We start from the raw sequence: 19,634 nt of genomic DNA, 5'->3' as shown, positions 1-19,634 counted from the left end.
CAAGGAAAAAAGGAAATGTCCAGGATGCCCCGTCTCTCCCGCCGCACGCTGCTCGGCGCCGCCGCTGCCCTGCCCGCCACCCTCGCCCTGCCCGCGCTGCTGGCCCGCCCGGCCCATGCCGAGGCCTCCCGCGTGCGGCTGTCGCATGGCTATGGCATTCTCTACCTGCCGCTGATCGTCATGCGCGACCAGAAGCTGCTGGAGAAGCACGCGGCGCGGGCCGAGCTCGGCCCGCTCGAGGTCAGCTGGCAGATGCTCGATGGCGGCAATGTCATCAACGACGCCATGCTGGCCGGCTCGCTCGACATCGCCGGCACCGGCGCGCCGGGCTTCGTCACCCTGTGGTCGCGCGCCCGCGGCATCCCGCGCTCGGAGATCATCGGCGTCTCGGGCATGAGCAGCTGCGCGCTGGTGCTGAACACCAACCGGCCGCATATCCGCGCCCTCGGCGATTTCACGCCGAATGACAAGATCGCGCTGCCCGGCATCAAGACCTCGCTCGCCGCGGTGGTGCTGCAGATGCTGGTGGCCAAGCAGTTCGGCCAGGCGAACTACGCCAGGCTCGACCCGATGACGGTCGGCCTGCCGCATCCCGAGGCCTACACCGCGCTGATGAGCGGGCGCACCGAGATCGCCGCGCATTTCGCCTCGCCGCCCTATTCGGCGCGCGAGCTGGCCGATCCGAAGATCCACAAGGTGATCGCCGCCAGCGAGGTGCTGGGCGATGCGACGCTCGACGTCACCTTCGCGCCGAAGCAGTTCGTCGCCGCCAATCCGCGCATCATGACCGCCTTCCTCGCCGCCATGGACGAGGCCAATGCGCTGATCGCCAATGACAAGCCGCAGGCGGCGGCGATCTTCAACCGCGTCTCGCCCTCCGGCGTCAGCGACCAGGATGTGGTCGGCATGCTGTCCGAGCCGGACACGCATTTCAGCACCACGCCGAAGGGGCTGATGGAATATGCGCGCTTCATGGGCGCGGTGGGCAGCATCCGCAACAGGCCGGAGACGTGGCAGGATCTGTTCATGCCCGGGCTGCACGGCCTGTCCGGTTCCTGACGCACGGCGCCCCGGTCTGCCGGGGCGCTACCCGCGCCGCCGCAGCGCGACCGACAGCACATGGTCGGGCAGCGGCATCGCCTGGTGGAAGGCCCAGCCCGAGACGGGCCCGGCCTCCGCCGGGGCGCGCAGCAAGGCGGGCGGGTCGAGCCGCAGCGCGAAGCGCTCCAGCCCGAAGGACAGCCCCTGCCCTATGGCCTTCACAAAGGCTTCCTTCAGGGTCCAGAGCCGCAGGAACGCCGCCTCCCGGCGCTCCGCCGGCAACCGCGCCAGGGCGGCCGCTTCCTCCGGCGCGAAATAGCGGGCGGCGAGGTCGGCCACACGCGCCGCGCGCGACAGCGCCTCGACATCCACCCCCACATCATCCTCCAGCGCAAGGGCGCAGGCCACCAGCCCGCGCGCATGGCTGAGGTTGAAGCGCAGCCCGGGGAGACCCAGCGCCGGGTCCAGCTCCGGCCGGCCGGCCGGGCCGGCGACAAAGCGCAGCGAGGAGGGTGCGCGGCCGCTGGCCCCGGCCAGCATGCGCCGCGCCAGGGCATGCGCGGCCAGATAGGCGCGGCGATCCTCGGCGAAATGGAACCGCGCCGCGCGGGCCTGCTCGTCCGGCGAGAGCAGCGCCAGCCAGGCGGCCTGCCGCGCCGCATCGGCCTGCCCGGGCACGCAATGCTCCAGCCGCACCCGGCCGCGCTGCAGCGGGCCCATGGCGCCGGGCGGGTCGAAGGGGATGCCGGTCATGGCGCGACAGGGCGGCGGAACATGCGCCGGAGGCTAGGGCGGCGGGGGTCGCAAGGCCAGGGCGGGCGGCGCCGGTCGCGCCGCCCCTTCCCGGTCATTCGGCCGGGACCGGCCGCGCCCGGCTGGCGGCGCGGCGCCAGCGCAGCAGATCCACCAGCAGGAACAGCACCAGGCTGGCGCCGGCCACCGGCAGCGCCCAGCCCAGCGCCAGCCCGACGGCCAGCACAACCAGCCGCGCCGCCGGGCCGAGCCGCAGCCAGGCTTGCGCCAGGCTGCGCGGCAGGGCGCCGGCGGGCGGCCGGTTCTGCCACCAGATGCGGTAGCCATAGAGCCCCGAGCCGATCAGCCCCAGCGCCACCAGCCCGACCAGGATCTGGTTCGCGACCCCGAACAGCACGCCCATATGCAGGTCGATGCCCCAGCGGATCAGCTTGGCGACCAGCGGGAAGCTGGCGAAATCGGCCCGGCTGGTGACCCGCAGCGTGGCGGGGTCGATCGCCACGGTGTCGACCTGGGTGGGCCAGGAGCGGTCATATTCCCGCACCAGCCAGGCGCGGCCGGGGCGCGGCGGGCGGATCTCGACGAAGCCCGAATCGATGCCGGCGGCACGCGCCGCTGCCAGCACCGCATCCAGCCGCAACCCCGGATCCTCGGTGCCGGCGGCGGGCGGCGGCGCGGCCGGCGCGGCGCCGTGATGCGCATGGTCGCCATGCCCCATGGCCGGCGCCGGCAGCGCGGCGGGCTGCAGCGCCAGGCTGACGGAGGGCGTGACCCATCCCATGGCGCCGCGCAGCATGTCGATCCGCTCGCCGGCCCAGCGCGACCAGGTCAGGCCGGTGGCGGAGAGGAAGAGCAGGCCGAGGGCCACGGTCACCCCCACCAGCCCGTGCAGCCGCCGGGTGCGCAGCCTGCGGTTGCCCGGTGCGCGGCGCGCCATCGCGCCGGTGTCGCGCCACAGCCAGAGCAGCACCCCGCCCAGCGCCGCGATCCACAGCCAGGAGGCCGCCAGCTCGCTGTAGAGCCGCCCGGGCTCGCCCAGCATCAGGTTGCGGTGCAGGTAGTCGATGCCGGTGCGCAGCGGCAGGATGCCGCTTGGTGCCATAGACGATGTGGTCGCCCAGCACCGCCAGCGTCACCGGGTCGATGAAGATGGCGCGGCTTTCCGAATCGCCGAGGCCGGGGGTGGTGAACATCACCCGCGTCGTCTGGCCGGGCGCCGGCGCCGGGCGCAGGGCGAAGAAGCGCGCCTCCGGCCCCGCCACGGCGCGCGCGGCGTCGAGCTGCGCCGCAAGGCTCTGCGGCGCGCCCTGGCTGTCGGTCCGCAGGACGGGGCGGTAGAGCGCCTCCTCCAGCTGCGGCGTCGCCACATAGAGCAATCCGGTCAGCGCCGCGACCAGCAGGAAGGGCCCGACGAACAGGCCGATATAGAAATGCAGCCGGGCCAGGAAGGCCTTCAGCTCGGCGCCGTCGCGGCGCGGGGCGGCGCTCATGGCGCGGGGCCGGCCAGGGCCGGCAGGGCAAGGGTCGAGGGGGCGGCGCGCAGCGCAGGGCTGCGCCGCCGCGACTTCAGGCGAGGCATGGCGGATCTCCGACAGGATGAAGCGAGGGCGGGCGCGGGGGCCCGTTCAGCCTCAGCCGATCGGCGGTGCGCGGGGTGGGTGGGCCTCGCCCGGGCGCGGCGGCGGCAGCTGGTCCACGACCAGTGGCCGGGCCGCCAGCAGGCGCTGCCAGAGCGCGACCGGCGCGGCGACCGGCCCGGTCTCCGGCGCGCCCAGCCCCAGCGGGCCGGGGCAGAGCATGCAGCAGCCGCCCATGCCCGGCGCCTTGTCCGGATCGGTGGGCTGCCCCTCGGCATCCAGATGCAGGGTGCGCATCCCATCCGGCGAGCAGATGATGACCGCCTCCGCAGGTGAGGCCGCCATGGCGCGCAGATGCGGCACCAGCCCCGCCCCCCATTGCAGGAGCAGCAGCAGCGACAGCAGGCCCAGCAGCGGTCTGGCGCGGCGCATCATTGCGCATCCTGGCTAGCAGGCGCGCGGAACCTTGTCATGCGGGGAATGTTGGCGGCGTGTCCGCCGGGGCGGAAGGGCGCGGCCCGGGCGGGGCCGCGCCGGCCGGCTCACTCCGGCTGGAAATTGGCGATGCGCAGCAGCTCGGCGTTGCGCTTCACCTCCTCCTCGATATAGGCGCGCATCTCCGGCACGGTCTGCGACACCGGCTCGACCACCAGGCTCTTCAGCCGCTCCGCCGCATCGGCGTCGCGCATCGCCTCGGTCAGCACGCCGTTCAGCGTCTCGCAGATGGCACTCGGCGTGCCCTTGGGGGCCCAGACGCCGTACCAGGAATAGAATTCGAAATCCGGCAGCCCGGCCTCGATCAGCGTCGGGATCTCGGGGGCCAAAGCCGAGCGCTGGCGCGTCGAGATGCCGATCGGGTGCACCTGGCCGCTGCGCGCCGCCTGCAGCAGGGCGAAGGTGGCATCGATCATCACATGCGCATTGCCGGCGGCGACGTCGAGCAGCGCCGGCGCCGTGCCGCGATAGGAGGTGCCCTCGATATTGGCGCCGGTGCGGCGGTTGAAGTCGATGGTGGCCAGATGCCCCGGCGCGCCGAGCGAGGAGATGGCGAAGGTCCACTCGGCCGGCGCCTTCTTCGCCGCCTCGACGATCTGGGTGATGCTCATGGGCGGGCGCTTCGGCGTCATCACCATCATCAGCGGGCCGCGCGCGGTGCGGGCGATGGGGGCGAAATCGGCCTGCGGGTCGAAGGGCACGGCGCGCAGCACATGCCGCAGCATGGTGTGCGTCAGGCTGGAGCCGAGCAGGGTGTAGCCATCGGCCGGCGATTGCTGCACCGATTGCGTGCCGGGCACGCCGCCGCCGCCGGTGCGGTTCTCCACCACCACATTGGCGCCGAGCTTCTCGGTGATCTTCTGCGCCGCCAGCCGCGCCATGGCGTCGGTCGCGGCGCCGGGGGCGAAGGGGCAGACCAGGCGGATCGGCCGGGCACGCGGCCAGGCATCCTGGGCCCAGACCGCCGGGGTCTTCAGCAGCCCGCCGGCGGCCGCCGCCGCGCCGAGCCCGAGAAGGGTTCGCCTGTTCATCTGAGACATCCTCCGGTGCCGCGGCGATGCATGGCCGCGCGGCTTGCATGACAAGGGCGGAAGGCGATCCCCGCCCCCGCCGGCCAGGTGGCCCGGCGGAGCTTTCCCGGATGGACGCCTTCCCTCTCCCGCCCAAAGTTCGGAATGCGAACACTTGTCCGGGAAACTGCGGAAAAGATGTCATGGCAATGGCCGCGGCGTCAATCGCCGCGGCCATCACAGGAGACGGGATTTTTCCGACATTGCCGTGACACACGGCAAGAAAGCGCAGGGGCCAGCGCCCCCGCGCGGCCGCGCGCCCCTTCTGGGCGCGCCGGGCTCAGCCGGCGGCCAGCGCCGCCGCTTCCTCGGGCGCCAGCTTCAGCAGCGGCGGGCGCAGCCGCGCCCAGCCCGGCTTGCCGGTGCGCGCCGCCGTCATCGCCTTCAGCGACGCCATCTGCGCGAAGCGCGAGGCCTTGTTGCGCGCCGCCACCACGCGGGCCTGCGCCGCATCCACCTCGGCCGCGCGGTCTTCCTCCAGCGCATGGCGGTAGACGAAGGCCAGGTCGCGGGCGACGAGGTTGGAGGTGGCGGTGATGCAGCCGGCCCCCCCCTTGCGGCGCAGCGGCAGCATCAGCGGATCCGCCCCCGCCAGCACCGAGAAGCCGGGGAAACGCGCCACCATGGCCTCCATATTGGCGATGTCGCCGGCCGAATCCTTGATGCCCACGATGCTCTGCGGGAAATCCTTCAGCAGCCGCTCGATCACCGCGTGGCTGATCGGCACCGCCGACATCTGCGGGATGTGGTAGAGCACCACGCGCAGCTTCGCATCGCCGATGCGCTGCAGCACCTCGGCATAGGCGGCATAGACGCCGTCATCGCTGACGCCCTTGTAGTAGAAGGGCGGCAGCATCACGACATCGGTGACGCCGCAGGACAGCGCATGCTTCGTCAGCTGCACCGTCTCGGTAAAGGCGGCGACGCCGGTGCCGGGCAGCAGCTTCGTGGGGGCCACGCCGGCGGCGATGGTCGCCTCCAGCAGCGCCTGGCGCTCCGCCGCCGAGAAGGAATTGGCCTCGCCCGTGGTGCCCAGCATGGCGATGCCGTCGCAGCCCTCCTCGAGCAGCCACTTGGCATGCGCGGCGAACTCGGCGTGGTCCGGCGCCAGATCCTCGGTCAGCGGGGTCAGCGCGGCGCAGAACACGCCGGTCGGGCCCCGCAGCGCGATGTTGGCCGCGGTCGGTGCGGTGGCGATGCTCATGCGGTCTGCTCCTTGACCCAGCCCTCGGGGACCGAGACGTATTTGATGGCCTGGCGATAGACGGTGTAGGCGATGTGCAGCCGCCCATCCTTCCCCTCGGTGACGCTGGGGTAGGAGAATTCGCGGTTCAGCCCCTCGCGCGAATTGTTGGTCATGCAGTAGCCGTCGCCGGTTTCGAGATTGCGGCGCCAGGGCCAGCTGCGGCCGCCATCCTCGGAGATGGCCAGCGTCATCGGCGCGCGCGGCACGCCCCAGAAGGTGCTGCGGCGCGTCGTGTCGATGGCGGCGACCACCTTGCCGTCATCGCTGTCATCCTCGATGTCGTCATAGAGCGACAGGCGCCGCTCGGTCGCATCCGCCGCGCTGCTGTGGTTGAACACCATCGCCAGATGGCCGTTCGACAGCCGCGCCACCTGGATCGAGGAATTGTTGTTCGGCAGCTCGGTGGGTTCCGGCGCGCTCCAGGAGCGGCCGCCATCGGTCGAGCGCGAGACATGGACATTGTCGGCCCAGCGGCTGCGGTAGAAGGCCGCCAGCGTGCCGTCGCGCAGATCGACGATCGACATGTGCACGCAGCCGAGGCTTTCCGGCACCTCGATCTCGGTCCAGCTCTTCCCCTGGTCGGTGGAGAGCTTGACGGCGCTGATGTCGTCATCGCCGACCCATTTCTTTCCGGGCGTGCTCTTGCAGACCCAGATCGGCAGCAGCCAGTCGCCATTGTCCAGCACCACGACGGGCTGGCGCATGAAGGTGCCGCCCTCCGGCCGCGGGCCGAACAGCGTCTCCACCGGGCCCCAGCTGCGGCCCATGTCGCGGGAGACGCGCTTGCGCACGATGGCGGTGTCCTGGTTGCCGGAGATCTGCGCCGTCCAGATCAGCCAGAGCGTGCCATCGGGGGCCGGGAAGAGCAGCGGGTTCTGCTCCGAACGCGCCGGATCGTCGGACAGGCGCATCGGCGCCGACCAGCGCTCCGCGCCCGGATCGAGGCGGGAGAACCAGGCGCAGATATCCGGCACGCCTTCCTGCGTGCCGCCGAACCAGACGCAGCCCAGCGAACCATCCGGCAGTGGCGTCAGATTGGCCGCATGGCTCTGCACCGTGGCCGGCGGAATATAGGCTTCCAGCCGCGCCGGATCCTCGGGCGCCGGGCGGACCAGCCCGGCCTCGCCGAGATCGAGCCGCCCTTCCGCATTGGTCCTGATCATGGCTGCGCTGTTTCCTCCACGCTGCGTCAGCCGGCGCCGGGGGGCGGCGATGGCGCCGCGGGAGAGGCGCAGCGCCTCCTCCAGCGAGCGGGCCACCGCGCGCAGCCGCGGCAGGCCGGCGGCGACGAAATCCTCGAGCGGCGCGCGCCCGGCCTCGATGGTCAGGCTGACCCCCGCGCAGGGGCGGCCGGCGACGTCCAGCACCGGCGCCGCGACGGTGCGCAGCCCATAGGCATTCTCGCCATCCGAGACGGCGTAGCCCTGCGCCCGCACCGCCTCCAGCCGCGCCAGCAGCGCCGGCAGCTCGGTCACGGTGCGTTCGGAGAGCTTGACGCGCTCGCGCGCCTCCAGGGCGCGCAGCTGCTCCTCGCGCGGCAGGAAGGCCAGCACGGCATGGCCGAGCGCGGTGGCATAGGCGCCGACCCGGGTGCCGGGGCCGCGCGCCATGCCCAGCCGCTCCAGCCCCGTCTGCACCCGCGCCAGATAGACCACGTCGCCGCCCTCCACCGCGCCGAGCGAGGCGGCGTCGCCGAAGCCCGGCACCAGCTCGCGCAGCAGCGGCGTGGCGTGGTCGGGCAGGCCATGCGCGGCCAGGGCGGAGAAGCCCAGCTCCAGGCATTGCAGCGTCAGGCGGAAGCGGCGGCTGTCGGGGACGGCGCGCAGATAGCCCAGCGCCTCCAGCGTGTGCACCAGGCGGAAGGCGGTGCCGCGATCCGTGCCGGCGCGGGCGGCGATCTCGGCCAGCGTCAGCTCCGGCAGGTCGGGGCCGAAGGCGCGCAGCACCGCGAAGACCTTGGCGGCGGATTGCACGACATTCTTCGGATTCTTGGCGGCGGCCGGGCGCGGCTTGCGCGCCACCTCCTCCGCCTCTGCTGCTGGCACCGTCCCGCTCCTGATGTTCGGAATGCGAACTTGTGTTCGTCTTTTCCTAGCGTCCTCCATTCGCCCCTCCCCTGTCAACCGCCGCGGGCCGCGTCACAGCGAGCTGCCGCCGCAGATCACGATGGTCTGGCCGGTGATGGCGGCGGCCTCCGGCGCCAGCAGGAAGGCGACCGTCGCGGCCACCTCCTCGGGGCGGATCAGCCGCCCGATCGGCGGCAGGCGCGGCGCGACCGAGGCGCGGGCAGGGTCGCGCAGCATCGGCGTGTCGGTGGCGGCGGGGGCCACGACATTCACCGTGATGCCGCGCGGCGCCAGCTCCGCCGCCCAAGAACGGGCCAGGCCGGTCAGCGCCGATTTGCTGGCGGCATACTGGCTGCGCCCGGCGGCGCCATTGGCGGTGCGGCTGCCCAGCAGCACGATGCGCCCGCCCTCGCCCATGCCGGGCAGCAGCAGATCGGCCAGCAGGCTGGGGGCCTGCACATGCAGCTGCCACATGCTGGCCCCGGCCTCCGCCTGGAGCTCGCCGAGCGGGGCGGTGGCCATCAGGCCGGCGGCATGGATGAAGGCATCGGCCTGCAGCCCCCCGGCCGCCGCGCGCAGCGCCGTGGCGTCGCCCAGATCGGCCGGGCGGTGGGCGAGCGCCGGGTGCTGGATGGCGGGCGGCCTGCGGCTGAGCGCGGTGACCCGCCAGCCCTCGCGCAGCAGGCGGTGCAGGATGGCCTCGCCAATGCCGGAGGAGGCGCCGGTCAGCACGGCATGCGGGGCGGTGTCATTTGGCTGGGGCAAGGCGGTTTCCTCGGCTCGGGCGGGCCGGGGCGGCCCACATCGCGCCGATCCTGCCCCGGCGGCTTGCCCGCGGTCACGCCCCTCGGCCGCTCGTTCCGCCCCCGGCGGCATCACGCAATTGCCGCCGAACCGTCAAGCCGGCTTCATCCCGCTTTGGCAGAGAGGCCTCCGCATATCCGGATGAGCCGACGCCATGCCCTGGACCAGACGAAGCCTGCTCGGCGCCGGGATGGCGCTGGGCGCCGCCGCCCGCCCCGCCCTCGCCCAGGGCGCCGATCCCCGACCGGTGCTGCAGATCGGCGTGCCCGAATTGCCGCCGACGCTGGAGCCGGCGCGCGAGCTGTCCAATGTCGGCACCCGCGTCACCTACTCCATCTTCGATACGCTGATCCGGCGCAACTTCCTGGGCACGCCCGATGGCGGCGGCGCCGCGCTGCAGCCGCATCTGGCGACCGCCTGGGAGCGCACCAGCCCCTCCGAGCTGGTGCTGACGCTGCGGCCGGGCGTGCGCTTCCACAATGGCGACCTGCTGACGGCCGAGGACGTCGTCTACACCTTCATGTCGCGCCGCATGCACGGGCCGGAGGCGCTGATGCCCGAGGCGCGCTCCTATTTCGCCACGCTGGCCAGTGTCGAGGCGGTGGGCGAGAATGGGGTGCGCTTCCGCACCCGCGTGCCGGATGTGCTGCTGGAGCAGCGCCTCGCCTCCTGGTGCGCCTGGATCGTCAATCGCCGCGCCTATGAGGAGCGCGGCTTCGACGGTTTCAGCCGCGACCCGGTGGGCAGCGGCCCCTACAGGCTGCGCGAGTTCCAGACCGACCAGCGCATCACCCTCGACGCCTTCGACGATCACTGGATGGGCCGGCCCACGGCGCGCCAGGTGGTGTTCCGCCAGATCCCGGAGCTCGCCGCGCGCGTCGCCGCGCTGCAGGCCGGCGATGTCGGGCTGATCACCAATGTGCCGCCCGACCAGGTGGCGCCGCTGCGCGGCCAGCGGGGCATCGACATCCGCCAGGTGGTGCTGGCCAACGCCCATGTGCTGACCTTCGACGAGCGCGGCCCGGGCATGGGCGACCGGCGGCTGCGCCAGGCGCTCGGCCTTGGCATCGACCGCCAGCTTCTGGTGGACACGCTGTGGGATGGCGCGGCGGTGGTGCCGCCCGGCCACAACTTCCCCGAATATGGCACGCTCTTCCTCGAAGGCCGCAGCCTGCGCCACGACCCGGCCGAGGCGCGGCGCCTGCTGCGCGAGGCCGGCTATGCGGGGGAGGAGATCACCTACCGCACCATGCCGCATTACTACACCAACGCGCTGCGCGCGGCGCAGGTGATGATTGAGATGTGGCGCGAGATCGGCGTCAGGGCGCGGCTGCAGGTGGTGGAGAATTTCAGCCAGATGCGCGGCCCCGGCCAGCAGATCGGCAACAATTCCAACTCGACGCGGCTGCCCGACCCGCTGGGCTCGCTCTGGCTGTCCTGGGGCCCGTCCAGCTGGTTCCAGACCTCCGGCGCCTTCCGCTCGACCGCGGCCTTCAACGCCGCCGGCCGCGCGCTGGAGGCGGAGACCGACCCCGCCCGCCGGCGTGCCCTGTTCGCCGCCATGCTCGACGCCTGGGAGGCGGAATCGCCCGGCACGGTGCTCTACCAGCCGGCCGAGTTCTACGCCGTGCGCAGCAATATCCGCTGGCGGCCCTACACCTTCTATTTCATGGATCTGCGTCCGGACAATCTGAGCTTCGCATGAGCCACGCCGAAACCCCGCTGCGCCTGGTGCAGGTCAGCGACACGCATCTCTCCGCCAGCCATGGCTATTTCGCTGTCAACTTCGCCGCCTTCCGCGCGGCGATGCTGGCCGATCCGCCCTCGCTGATCCTGCATGGCGGCGATCTCTCCTTCAACGGCCCGGCGGCGGAGGATGATCTGCGGCATGGTGCCGCCTGCATGGCGGCGCTCGGCATTCCCTGGCTGGCCGTGCCGGGCAATCACGATATCGGCGAGGCGCCGGGCCATGCGCGGCTCGACCAGCCGGTGACGCCCGCGCGCATCGCCGCCTGGCGGCGCCATGTCGGGCCGCAATGGTGGCGGCGCGATCTCGGCGCCTGGCGCATCATCGGGCTGGACAGCGCGCTGATGGCCAGCGGCCTGCCCGAGGAAGCCGCGCAGCGCGATTTCCTGCGCGAGGCGCTGGCCAGCCGCGAGGACCGCCACGTCTTCGTGCTGCTGCACATGCCGCCCTTCGCCGGGGATGTGGAGGATGCCCGCTTCACCACCGCCTGCCTGCCGCATGCGGCGCGGGCGGAGTTCCTCGGCCTCTGCGCCGCCGGCGGCGTCCGGGCGATCGCCTGCGGCCATCTGCATGTCTACCGGCAGATGCAGCATCGCGGCATGCCGATCATCTGGGCGCCGGCCACCGCCATGGTCAATGCGCGGCGCGGGCTGGAGCAGGATGGCCGCCTGCCGCGCCCCGGCTATCTGGAATGGCGCCTGCACGCCGATGGCCGCGCCGAGCACAGGCTGGTGGAGCCGGAGCGCATGTTCGTCATCGACATGACCGGCTGGACCGAGCGCAACGCCGCATCCACCACCACCACCCTGCCGCCCATGCCCGACCCGGCGGCGCTGCTGCGGCCGGCGGAGGCCCTGGCCGCGCCGTGACGGGGGCGGCTGCGCGCGGAAAAAGCCCTGGCCAGGGCGGGGGCGCCATGCGCCAATGCCCGCCCTGCCCGGAGAGACGCCTTGCCACCGCCCGCCCCGCTGCGCCGCCCCGCCGACCCGCCCGCCCGGCCGCCGACCCGGGCCGAGGCGCTGGCCGCCGCGCTGGCCGAGCGCATCGTCAGCGGCGCCCTCGCCCCCGGGCAGAAGCTGGACGAGCAGGCCCTGGCCGATGAGGCCGGCACCTCCCGCACCCCCGTGCGCGAGGCGTTGCGCCAGCTGACGGCCACCGGGCTGGTGGAGCTGCGGCCGCATCGCGGCGCGGTGGTGGCCTGCCCCGCCCCCTCCCGGCTGCGCGCCGGTTTCGAGCTGCTGGCCGAGCTGGAGGCGCTCTGCGCCCGCTGGTCGGCCCTGCGCATGACGGCGCGGGAACGCGCATCGCTGGAGGCGCTGCACGCCGCCATGGCGCCGCTGGTGCGGGCGGGCGACCGTGCCGGCTATCGCGACGCCAATCGCCGCTTCCACACCCTGCTCTATGAAGGCGCGCACAACCCGCATCTGGCCGAGGTGGCGCTGGCCACGCATCGCCAGCTGGCGCCCTTCCGCGGCGCGCAGTTCGAGGCGCCCGCGCGCCTTGCCCGCTCCCATGCCGAGCATGCGGCGGTGGTGGCCGCCCTGCTGCGCGCCGATGCCGAGGCCGCCGCCGAAGCCATGCGCCGGCATATTTCTTTCAGTGGGGCCTCCTGGGAGAGCCTGGCCGGCGGCGCGGCGCTGCTGCAGGCCGGCGATTGATCATTCTTTGGGCAATTTCCGGAGATTGCATGCAATTCAGCCGCGCTCGCCTGCGAAGCGCGCTGTTTCATTGCGGTTTCGGCTGGCACGCCGCTTGCTGAGCCCAGGCTGAGCCTTTCGTCCGGAGGTCCGGACGGGGCAGCTGCAGGGCCGCCGCATGGATCTTCCCACCCTTCCCTTGGCCGATCTGGGCGAGTGGCAGCGTGCCTATGAGGGCGGCGCCCGCCCGGCCGATCTGCTGCCCGCCTTGCGCGACCGGCTGCTGGCCTGTGACGATCCCGGCATCTTCCTGCATGTGATCGACGAGGCCGCGCTGGCGGAGCGCCTGGCTTCCCTCGGCCCCGCCCCCGGGGGAAAACCGCTCTGGGGCATTCCCTTCGCGGTGAAGGACAATATCGACGTGGCCGGCATGCCGACCAGCGCCGCCTGCCCCGCCTTCGCCTATGCCCCGGAGCAAGATGCCGGCGCGGTGCAGCGGCTGGTCGAGGCCGGGGCCATCCCCATGGCCAAGACCAATCTGGACCAGTTCGCGACCGGGCTGGTGGGGGTGCGCACCCCGCATGCCATTCCGCGCAACCCGCGCGCGCCGGGGCGGGTGCCGGGCGGCTCCTCCTCCGGCTCGGCGGTCGCCGTGGCGCGCGGGCTGCTGCCCTTCGCGCTCGGCACCGACACGGCCGGGTCGGGGCGCGTCCCGGCCGGGCTGTGCGGGCTGGTCGGGCTGAAGCCGACGCCCGGCGCCGTGTCCAGCCGCGGCGTGGTGCCGGCCTGCCGCTCGCTCGACTGCGTCTCCGTCTTCACCCGCGGCGTCGCCGAGGCCTGGGCGGTGCATGCCGTGCTGGCCGGCCCCGATGCCGGCGATCCCTGGTCGCGCGACTTCCCCCCGGGCGACCCCGCCTCGGCCCCCGCCGCGCGCCGCATCGGCATCCCGGACGAGGCCAGCCGCCGCCGCTACGACGCCGCCGCCGAGGCCGCCTGGGATGCGGCGCTGGAGCGCCTGGCCGGGCTCGGCCTGGCGCTGGTGCCGGTCGATTTCTCTCCGTTCTTCGAGGTCGCCGACCTGCTCTATGAGGGCGCCTGGGTGGCCGAGCGCCTGGCCTCGCTGGAGGAGTTCCTCGGCACGGCGCCGCAGGGCGCGGTGCTGGCGGTGACGCGCGGCATCATCGAGGGCCAGGGCAGCCGCCACAGCGCCGCCGACGCCTTCCGCGCCTTGCACCGGCTGCAGGCGCTGCGCCATGCGACGCAGCCCCTCTGGGCCGGCATCGACGCGCTGGCGGTGCCGACCGCCCCGCTCTTCCCGACCCTGGCGGAGCTGGAGGCCGACCCGATCGGGCCGAATGCCCGGCTCGGGACCTACACCAATTTCGTCAATCTGCTGGGGCTGGCGGCGCTGGCCGTGCCCGGGCCGGACCGGCCGGACGGCCTGCCCGCCGGCGCCACCTTCATCGGTCCGGGCGGGTCGGATGCGGCGCTGGCGGCCCTCGGCCTGCGCTTCGAGGCCGCGGCATGAGCCCGCGCATGGAGATCGCCGTGGTCGGCGCGCATATGTCCGGCCTGCCGCTGAATGGCGAGCTGCTGGCGCTGGAGGCGAGCTTCCTGCGCGCTGCGCGCACCCTGCCCTGCTACCGGCTCTACCGCCTGCCCGGCGGCCCGCCGGAGCGCCCCGGCCTGCTGCGCGTCGCGCCCGGCGCCGGCCATGCCATCGCGCTGGAAGTGTGGTCGCTGCCGCTCGCCCGCATCGGCGCGCTGCTGGCGGCCATCCCGGCGCCGCTCGGCCTCGGCACGCTGCTGCTGGAGGATGGCGGCACGCCCAAGGGCTTCCTGGTGGAGGCCGAGGGCATCCGCCAGGCCGAGGATATCTCTGACAGCGGCGGCTGGCGCGCCTGGCTCGCCCGCCGCGACCGGGCGCCCGCCTGATGCGCCGCCCCACCCCTTCCCTATCCGCACCGGACCGGAGACAGCCCATGCAACGTCGTGCTTTCCTGGCCGCCACGGCCGGCGCCCTCGCCGCCCCGGCGCTGCGCGCCTCTCCGGCGGCGGCGCAATCCGCCAGCCGCGCCGAGACCCTGCTGCTGGTGCAGGAATACGGCCCCAACAGCATGGACATGCAGGGCATCGGCGCCTCGCAGCCGGTGAATGGCGTGGCGCTGAACTGCTATGACCGCCTGGTGCGGCACAAGAGCGTGCCGCTGCCCGACAATGCCGGCCACACCTTCACCCTGCACGAGCTGGAGCCGGAGCTGGCCGAGAGCTGGCAGGAAGCCAGCGACGGCATGAGCGTCACCTTCAGGCTGCGCGACGCGAAATTCCATTCCGGCCGCCCGGTGCGCGCGCAGGATGTGAAATGGTCGCTGGACCGTGCCGTGTCGATCGGCGGCTTCGCCACCACGCAGATGGCCGCCGGCTCGATGGAGAAGCCCGAGCAGTTCGTGGCCCTCGACGACCGGACCTTCCGCATCGACTTCATCCGCCGCGACAAGCTGCTGATGCCCAATCTCGGCGTCACCATCCCCTATGTGATCGACAGCGAGACCGCCAAGGCCAATGCCGGCGGCGACCCCTGGGCCAAGGAATGGCTGAAGAACAATGTCGCCGGCTCCGGCGCCTTCCGGGTCGAGAGCTGGAAGCCGGGCACCGAGACCATCTACACCCGCAACGAGGAATGGTGGGGCCGCAAGCCGCAGCTGCGCCGCATCATCACCCGCGACATCCCCTCGCCGTCCACGCGCCGCGCGCTGCTGGAGCGGGGTGACGCCGATGTCTCCGCCCTGCTGCCGCCCAAGGATTTCGCCGATCTCGCCGCGGCGGGGCGGGTGAAGGTGGTGGGCGTGCCGGTGCCGAACGGCATCTGGTACTGCGCCATGAACAGCGCGACCGGCCCCTTCACCGATATGCGGCTGCGCCAGGCGGTGGCCTGGGCGCTGCCCTATGAGAAGATCATGCAGGTGGCGCTGTATGGCCGCGGCGTCGGCATGTATGGCGCCGAGGGCGGCCCGACCACCGCCTGGCCGCAGCCCTTCCCCTACACCACCAACATGGAGAAGGCGCGCGCCCTGGTGCAGCAGGTGGCGCCGGGCGGGCTGACCACCTCGGTGCTGTTCGATGCCGGCCAGGCGACGGTCGCCGAGCCCATCGCCGTGCTGATCAAGGAGGCCCTCGCCCCGCTCGGCATCACGGTCGAGCTGAACAAGGTGCCCGGCGCCAATTTCCGCGGCGAGCTGGCGAAGAAGACGGCGCCCATGGTGATCAACCGCTTCGCCGGCTGGCTGGACTGGCCCGACTACTACTTCTTCTGGAACTTCCACGGCAGCAACTCGATCTTCAACGTCGCCTCCTACCAGAATCCGGAGATGGACCGGCTGATCGACACCGCCCGCTTCACCGCCGACCCGGCGGAGTATGAGCGGGCGGTGAAGGGCTTCGTGGGTCTCGCGCAGGAGCAGGCGCCGGTGCTGCCGCTGGCGCAGCCGCTGCATGACATGGCGATGCAGAAGAATATCGGCGGCTACCAGTTCTGGCCCTGCCGCGAGCCGGATTTCCGCGCCTTCACCAAGGGCTGAGGAGCGACACCGATGCTGCGCACCGCGTTGACACGGCTGGGCACGGCGCTGCCCAGCCTGGCGGGGGTGATCATCGTCACCTTCCTGCTGACCCGCGTGCTGCCCGGCGACCCGGCGATCTATTTCGCCGGGCCCGTCGCCTCGCCGGAGGCGATCGCCGCCATCCGTGCGCAGCTCGGCCTCGACCAGCCGCTCTGGGTGCAGTTCCTGGGCTACATCACCGCGCTGGCGCAGGGCGATCTCGGCAACTCCCTGACCACCGGCCAGCCGGTGGCCGCCGAGATCGCGGCGCGGCTGCCGGCCTCGGCGGAGCTGACGCTGCTCGGCCTGTTCCTGGCGGTCGCCGTCGCCGTGCCGCTCGGCATCCTGGCGGCGCTGCGCCAGGGCTCGTGGATCGACCATCTCTGCCGCCTGGTCACCACCGCCGGCGTGTCTCTCCCGGTGTTCTTCACCGGGCTGCTGGCGGTCTATGTCTTCTACTACCTGCTGGGCTGGGTGCCGGCGCCGCTCGGCCGGCTCGACAGTTTCCTCAGCGAGCCGCCGGCGCGCACCGGTTTTCTGCTGGTCGACAGCCTGCTTGTCGCCGACGGCGAAGTGTTCCGCGCCGCGCTGGCGCAGATCATCCTGCCGGCGGCAACGCTGGGCCTCTTCGCCCTGGCGCCGCTGGCGCGCATGACGCGCGCGGCGATGCTCGCCGCCCTCTCGGCCGAGTTCATCCGCACCGCGCGGGCCAGCGGCCTGTCCGGCCGCACCATCGTCTTCGCCTATGCCTTCCGCAACGCCATGCTGCCGGTGCTGACGACGCTCGGCATGGTCTTCTCCTTCCTGCTCGGCGCCAATGTGCTGGTGGAGAAGGTCTTCGCCTGGCCGGGCATCGGCTCCTATGCGGTGGAGGCGCTGATCGCCTCCGACTTCGCGCCGGTGCAGGGCTTCGTGCTGACCATGGCGGTGCTCTACATCCTGCTGAACCTGGCGATCGACCTGCTCTACGGGCTGATCGATCCCCGCATGCGCAAGGTGGCGTGATGGCCGAGACCCCTGCTTTGCCCGCGGCCGAGAGTGGCTCGCCGCTCGCCGCCCTGCTGCGCCATGCGCGGCATGTGGTGGCGGAGAACCCGGTCACCGCCGCCGCCTTCGTGCTGTTCTTCCTGCTGCTGCTCTGCGCCGTGCTGGGCCCGGTGCTGGCGCCCTTCGATCCGCTGGCCAGCGACACCAGCCGGGCCCTCGCCGCCCCCTCGGCGCGCCACCCCTTCGGCACGGATCATCTGGGGCGCGACATCCTCTCCCGCGTCATGGTGGCGGCGCGGCTCGACATGGGCATCGCGCTTTCCTCCGTCGCGCTCGTCTTTCTGCTGGGCGGGCTGTCCGGCATCGCCGCCGGCTATTTCGGCGGCTGGACCGACCGCATCGTGGGAAGGTTGGCCGACACCATCATGGCCTTCCCGCTCTTCGTGCTGGCCATGGGCATCGTCGCGGCGCTGGGCAACACGGTGACCAACATCGTCATCGCGACCGCCATCGTGAATTTTCCCCTCTACGCCCGCATCGCGCGGGCGGAAGCGGCAGTCCGGCGCGAGGCCGGCTATGTCCAGGCGGCGCGGCTGACCGGCAATGGCGAATACCGCGTGCTGCTGACGACGATCCTGCCCAACATCCTGCCGATCATGGCGGTGCAGATGTCGCTGACCATGGGCTATGCCATCCTGAACGCCGCCGGCCTCTCCTTCATCGGCCTCGGCGTCAAGCCGCCGACGCCGGAATGGGGCATCATGGTGGCCGAGGGCGCCTCCTACATCGTCTCCGGCGAATGGTGGGTGGCGCTGTTCCCCGGCCTGGCGCTGATGCTCGCCGTCTTCACCTTCAACCTGCTGGGCGACGGTCTGCGCGACATCGTCGACCCGCAGCGCCGGAGCTGAGCCATGGACAGCCAGGCCATCCCGCTGCTGGAGGTGCAGAACCTCACCGTCGAATTCGCCACGCGCCGCGGCATGGTGCGGGCGGTGAAGCGCGTCGACCTCTCCATCGCCCGTGGCGAGACGCTGGGTGTGGTGGGCGAAAGCGGCTCCGGCAAATCCGTCACCTCCTATGCGGTGATGCGCATCCTCGACCGCGCCGGCCGCATCGCCGAGGGTTCCATCGCCTTCTCCGGCGTGGCGCTGCGCGATCTCAGCGAAAGCGAGATGCAGGATATCCGCGGGCGGGAGATCTCGATGATCTTCCAGAACCCGCGCGCCGCGCTGAACCCGATCCGCCCGGTGGGCAAGCAGATCGCCGATGTGCTGCGCCGCCACGGCCAGGCAACGCGCGCCAATGCCCGCGAGAAGGCGATCGAGGCGCTGGAGCAGGTGCGCATCGCCCGCGCCGCCGAGCGCTATGATGCCTATCCCTTCGAGCTCTCGGGCGGCATGTGCCAGCGCGTGGTCATCGCCCTCGCCCTGGCCTGCCGCCCGCGCCTGCTGATCGCCGACGAGCCCACCACCGGCCTCGACGTGACGACGCAGAAGGCGGTGATGGATCTGGTGGCCGAGCTGACGCGCGAGCGCGGCTTGTCGACGCTGCTGATCACCCATGATCTCGGCCTGGCCGCCGCCTATTGCGACCGGGTCGCCGTGATGCAGCAGGGCGAGGTGGTGGAGAAGGCCGCCGCCGAGGCGATCTTCCGCGCGCCGCAGCACCCCTATACGCGGCGGCTGATGCGCGCCACGCCGCGCCCCGGCGCGCAGCTGCGCGATCTGCTGCCGGAGGGCAGCGCCGCGCCGCTGCCCGATGCCGCGGCGACGGACACGGCCCCGGATGCACCGCCCCTGCTGGAAGTGACCGGCCTCGTGAAGGAGTATCCGCGCGAGGGCAAGGCGGGTCTGCTGGCACGCTGGTTGCGGCGCGGCGAGGCGCCGGCGCCCTTCCGCGCCGTGGACGGCATCGGCTTCACCCTGCGGCGCGGCGAGAGCGTCGGCCTGGTGGGGGAGAGCGGCTGCGGCAAATCCACCACCTCGATGATGCTGATGCGGCTGCTGGACCCCAGCGCCGGCAGCATCCGTTTCCTGGGCCAGGAGATCGGCGCCATGCCGGCGCGCGGCTTCGCCGCCTCGCCGCTGCGCCGGCGCATCCAGATGGTGTTCCAGGACCCGACCGACAGCCTGAACCCGCGCCTGACCGCGGCGCGCGCCATCGCCGACCCGATCCTGCGCATGGGGCAGGCGCGCGGCGCCGCCCTGCGCGACCGCGTGGCGGAGCTGGCCGACCTGGTCGGCCTGCCGCGCGCCCTGCTGCACCGGTTTCCGCATCAGCTCTCCGGCGGGCAGAAGGCGCGGGTCGGCATCGCCCGCGCCATCGCGCTGAACCCGGATCTGGTCATCCTCGACGAGCCGACGGCGGCGCTCGACGTCTCGGTTCAGGCGGTGGTGCTGAACCTGCTGCAGGATCTGAAGCTGCGGCTGGGCATGAGCTACCTCTTTGTCAGCCACGACCTGCATGTGGTGCGGCTGCTCTGCGACCGCGTCATCGTCATGCGCCAGGGCCGCATCGTCGAAGAAGGGCCGACCGAGCAGGTGCTGCACGCGCCGCAGGCCGAGTACACGCGCGAGCTGCTGGCGGCCATCCCGCACCCGCCGGGCTAGAGG

General features: G+C 72.5%; 17 protein-coding genes and 1 pseudogene. 10 read left to right on the top strand and 8 right to left on the bottom strand.

Annotated features, from left to right (window positions below):
- Positions 1 to 24: 24 nt before the first annotated feature.
- The gene (locus QE401_RS22100) at positions 25 to 1,059 is read left to right on the top strand and encodes an ABC transporter substrate-binding protein (protein ID WP_307140364.1); all 1,035 of its coding nucleotides are present in this window, start codon (positions 25 to 27) and stop codon (positions 1,057 to 1,059) included.
- A 27-nt stretch (positions 1,060 to 1,086) separates the two neighbouring features.
- On the opposite strand, the gene QE401_RS22095 is transcribed toward QE401_RS22100, so the two are convergent.
- The 8 genes and pseudogenes from QE401_RS22095 to QE401_RS22060 form a co-directional block, all read right to left on the bottom strand.
- Positions 1,087 to 1,794 (bottom strand): 4'-phosphopantetheinyl transferase family protein, encoded by a 708-nt coding sequence (locus tag QE401_RS22095; RefSeq protein WP_307140363.1) that lies wholly within the window; start codon positions 1,792 to 1,794, stop codon positions 1,087 to 1,089.
- 94 nt (positions 1,795 to 1,888) lie between these two features.
- On the bottom strand, positions 1,889 to 2,896 hold the full coding sequence (locus QE401_RS22090; RefSeq protein WP_307140362.1) for a PepSY-associated TM helix domain-containing protein: 1,008 nt from the start codon (positions 2,894 to 2,896) through the stop codon (positions 1,889 to 1,891).
- 55 nt (positions 2,897 to 2,951) lie between these two features.
- Positions 2,952 to 3,284: pseudogene (locus QE401_RS23025) on the bottom strand (PepSY domain-containing protein); the annotation flags it as partial.
- Positions 3,285 to 3,425: 141 nt separating this feature from the next.
- The gene (locus QE401_RS22080; protein WP_307140360.1) at positions 3,426 to 3,803 is read right to left on the bottom strand and encodes a DUF2946 family protein; all 378 of its coding nucleotides are present in this window, start codon (positions 3,801 to 3,803) and stop codon (positions 3,426 to 3,428) included.
- 110 nt (positions 3,804 to 3,913) lie between these two features.
- Complete coding sequence (locus QE401_RS22075; RefSeq protein ID WP_307140359.1) at positions 3,914 to 4,897, bottom strand: Bug family tripartite tricarboxylate transporter substrate binding protein; 984 nt, start codon at positions 4,895 to 4,897, stop codon at positions 3,914 to 3,916.
- A gap of 319 nt (positions 4,898 to 5,216) precedes the next feature.
- Positions 5,217 to 6,140, bottom strand: a complete 924-nt coding sequence (locus QE401_RS22070; RefSeq protein ID WP_307140358.1) for a dihydrodipicolinate synthase family protein — start codon at positions 6,138 to 6,140, stop codon at positions 5,217 to 5,219.
- Positions 6,137 to 8,227, bottom strand: coding sequence for an exo-alpha-sialidase (locus tag QE401_RS22065; protein WP_307140357.1), 2,091 nt, complete (start codon positions 8,225 to 8,227; stop codon positions 6,137 to 6,139). The genes QE401_RS22070 and QE401_RS22065 overlap by 4 nt, the downstream gene beginning before the upstream one ends.
- 93 nt (positions 8,228 to 8,320) lie before the next feature.
- On the bottom strand, positions 8,321 to 9,013 hold the full coding sequence (locus QE401_RS22060; RefSeq protein WP_307140356.1) for an SDR family NAD(P)-dependent oxidoreductase: 693 nt from the start codon (positions 9,011 to 9,013) through the stop codon (positions 8,321 to 8,323).
- A 193-nt stretch (positions 9,014 to 9,206) separates the two neighbouring features.
- Here QE401_RS22060 and QE401_RS22055 point away from each other — a divergent pair, with 193 nt between their 5' ends.
- The 9 genes from QE401_RS22055 (at position 9,207) to QE401_RS22015 (ending at position 19,631) form a co-directional block, all read left to right on the top strand.
- Positions 9,207 to 10,757, top strand: a complete 1,551-nt coding sequence (locus QE401_RS22055) for an ABC transporter substrate-binding protein (protein ID WP_307140355.1) — start codon at positions 9,207 to 9,209, stop codon at positions 10,755 to 10,757.
- Positions 10,754 to 11,668, top strand: a complete 915-nt coding sequence (locus QE401_RS22050) for a metallophosphoesterase family protein (RefSeq protein WP_307140354.1) — start codon at positions 10,754 to 10,756, stop codon at positions 11,666 to 11,668. Before QE401_RS22055 ends, QE401_RS22050 begins: the two co-directional genes overlap by 4 nt.
- Positions 11,669 to 11,749: 81 nt before the next feature.
- A complete protein-coding gene (locus QE401_RS22045) occupies positions 11,750 to 12,457 on the top strand; it encodes a GntR family transcriptional regulator (RefSeq protein ID WP_307140353.1) in 708 nt (235 codons plus the stop codon).
- 157 nt (positions 12,458 to 12,614) lie between these two features.
- On the top strand, positions 12,615 to 13,964 hold the full coding sequence (gene atzF, locus QE401_RS22040) for an allophanate hydrolase (protein ID WP_307140352.1): 1,350 nt from the start codon (positions 12,615 to 12,617) through the stop codon (positions 13,962 to 13,964).
- Positions 13,961 to 14,371 (top strand): allophanate hydrolase-related protein, encoded by a 411-nt coding sequence (locus QE401_RS22035; RefSeq protein ID WP_307140351.1) that lies wholly within the window; start codon positions 13,961 to 13,963, stop codon positions 14,369 to 14,371. The genes atzF and QE401_RS22035 overlap by 4 nt, the downstream gene beginning before the upstream one ends.
- Before the next feature lie 47 nt (positions 14,372 to 14,418).
- The gene (locus tag QE401_RS22030) at positions 14,419 to 16,014 is read left to right on the top strand and encodes an ABC transporter substrate-binding protein (protein ID WP_307140350.1); all 1,596 of its coding nucleotides are present in this window, start codon (positions 14,419 to 14,421) and stop codon (positions 16,012 to 16,014) included.
- Between the two features lie 12 nt (positions 16,015 to 16,026).
- On the top strand, positions 16,027 to 17,040 hold the full coding sequence (locus tag QE401_RS22025) for an ABC transporter permease (RefSeq protein WP_307140349.1): 1,014 nt from the start codon (positions 16,027 to 16,029) through the stop codon (positions 17,038 to 17,040).
- Complete coding sequence (locus tag QE401_RS22020) at positions 17,040 to 17,930, top strand: ABC transporter permease (RefSeq protein WP_307140348.1); 891 nt, start codon at positions 17,040 to 17,042, stop codon at positions 17,928 to 17,930. Before QE401_RS22025 ends, QE401_RS22020 begins: the two co-directional genes overlap by 1 nt.
- Before the next feature lie 3 nt (positions 17,931 to 17,933).
- Positions 17,934 to 19,631 (top strand): dipeptide ABC transporter ATP-binding protein, encoded by a 1,698-nt coding sequence (locus QE401_RS22015; RefSeq protein ID WP_307140347.1) that lies wholly within the window; start codon positions 17,934 to 17,936, stop codon positions 19,629 to 19,631.
- The last annotated feature ends 3 nt before the right edge of the window (positions 19,632 to 19,634 follow it).

Source organism: Pseudoroseomonas cervicalis, assembly GCF_030818485.1.
Lineage (GTDB): Bacteria > Pseudomonadota > Alphaproteobacteria > Acetobacterales > Acetobacteraceae > Pseudoroseomonas > Pseudoroseomonas cervicalis_A.
Note: the sequence above shows the minus strand (reverse complement) of the source record. Positions and strands in the feature narration are given on the sequence as shown.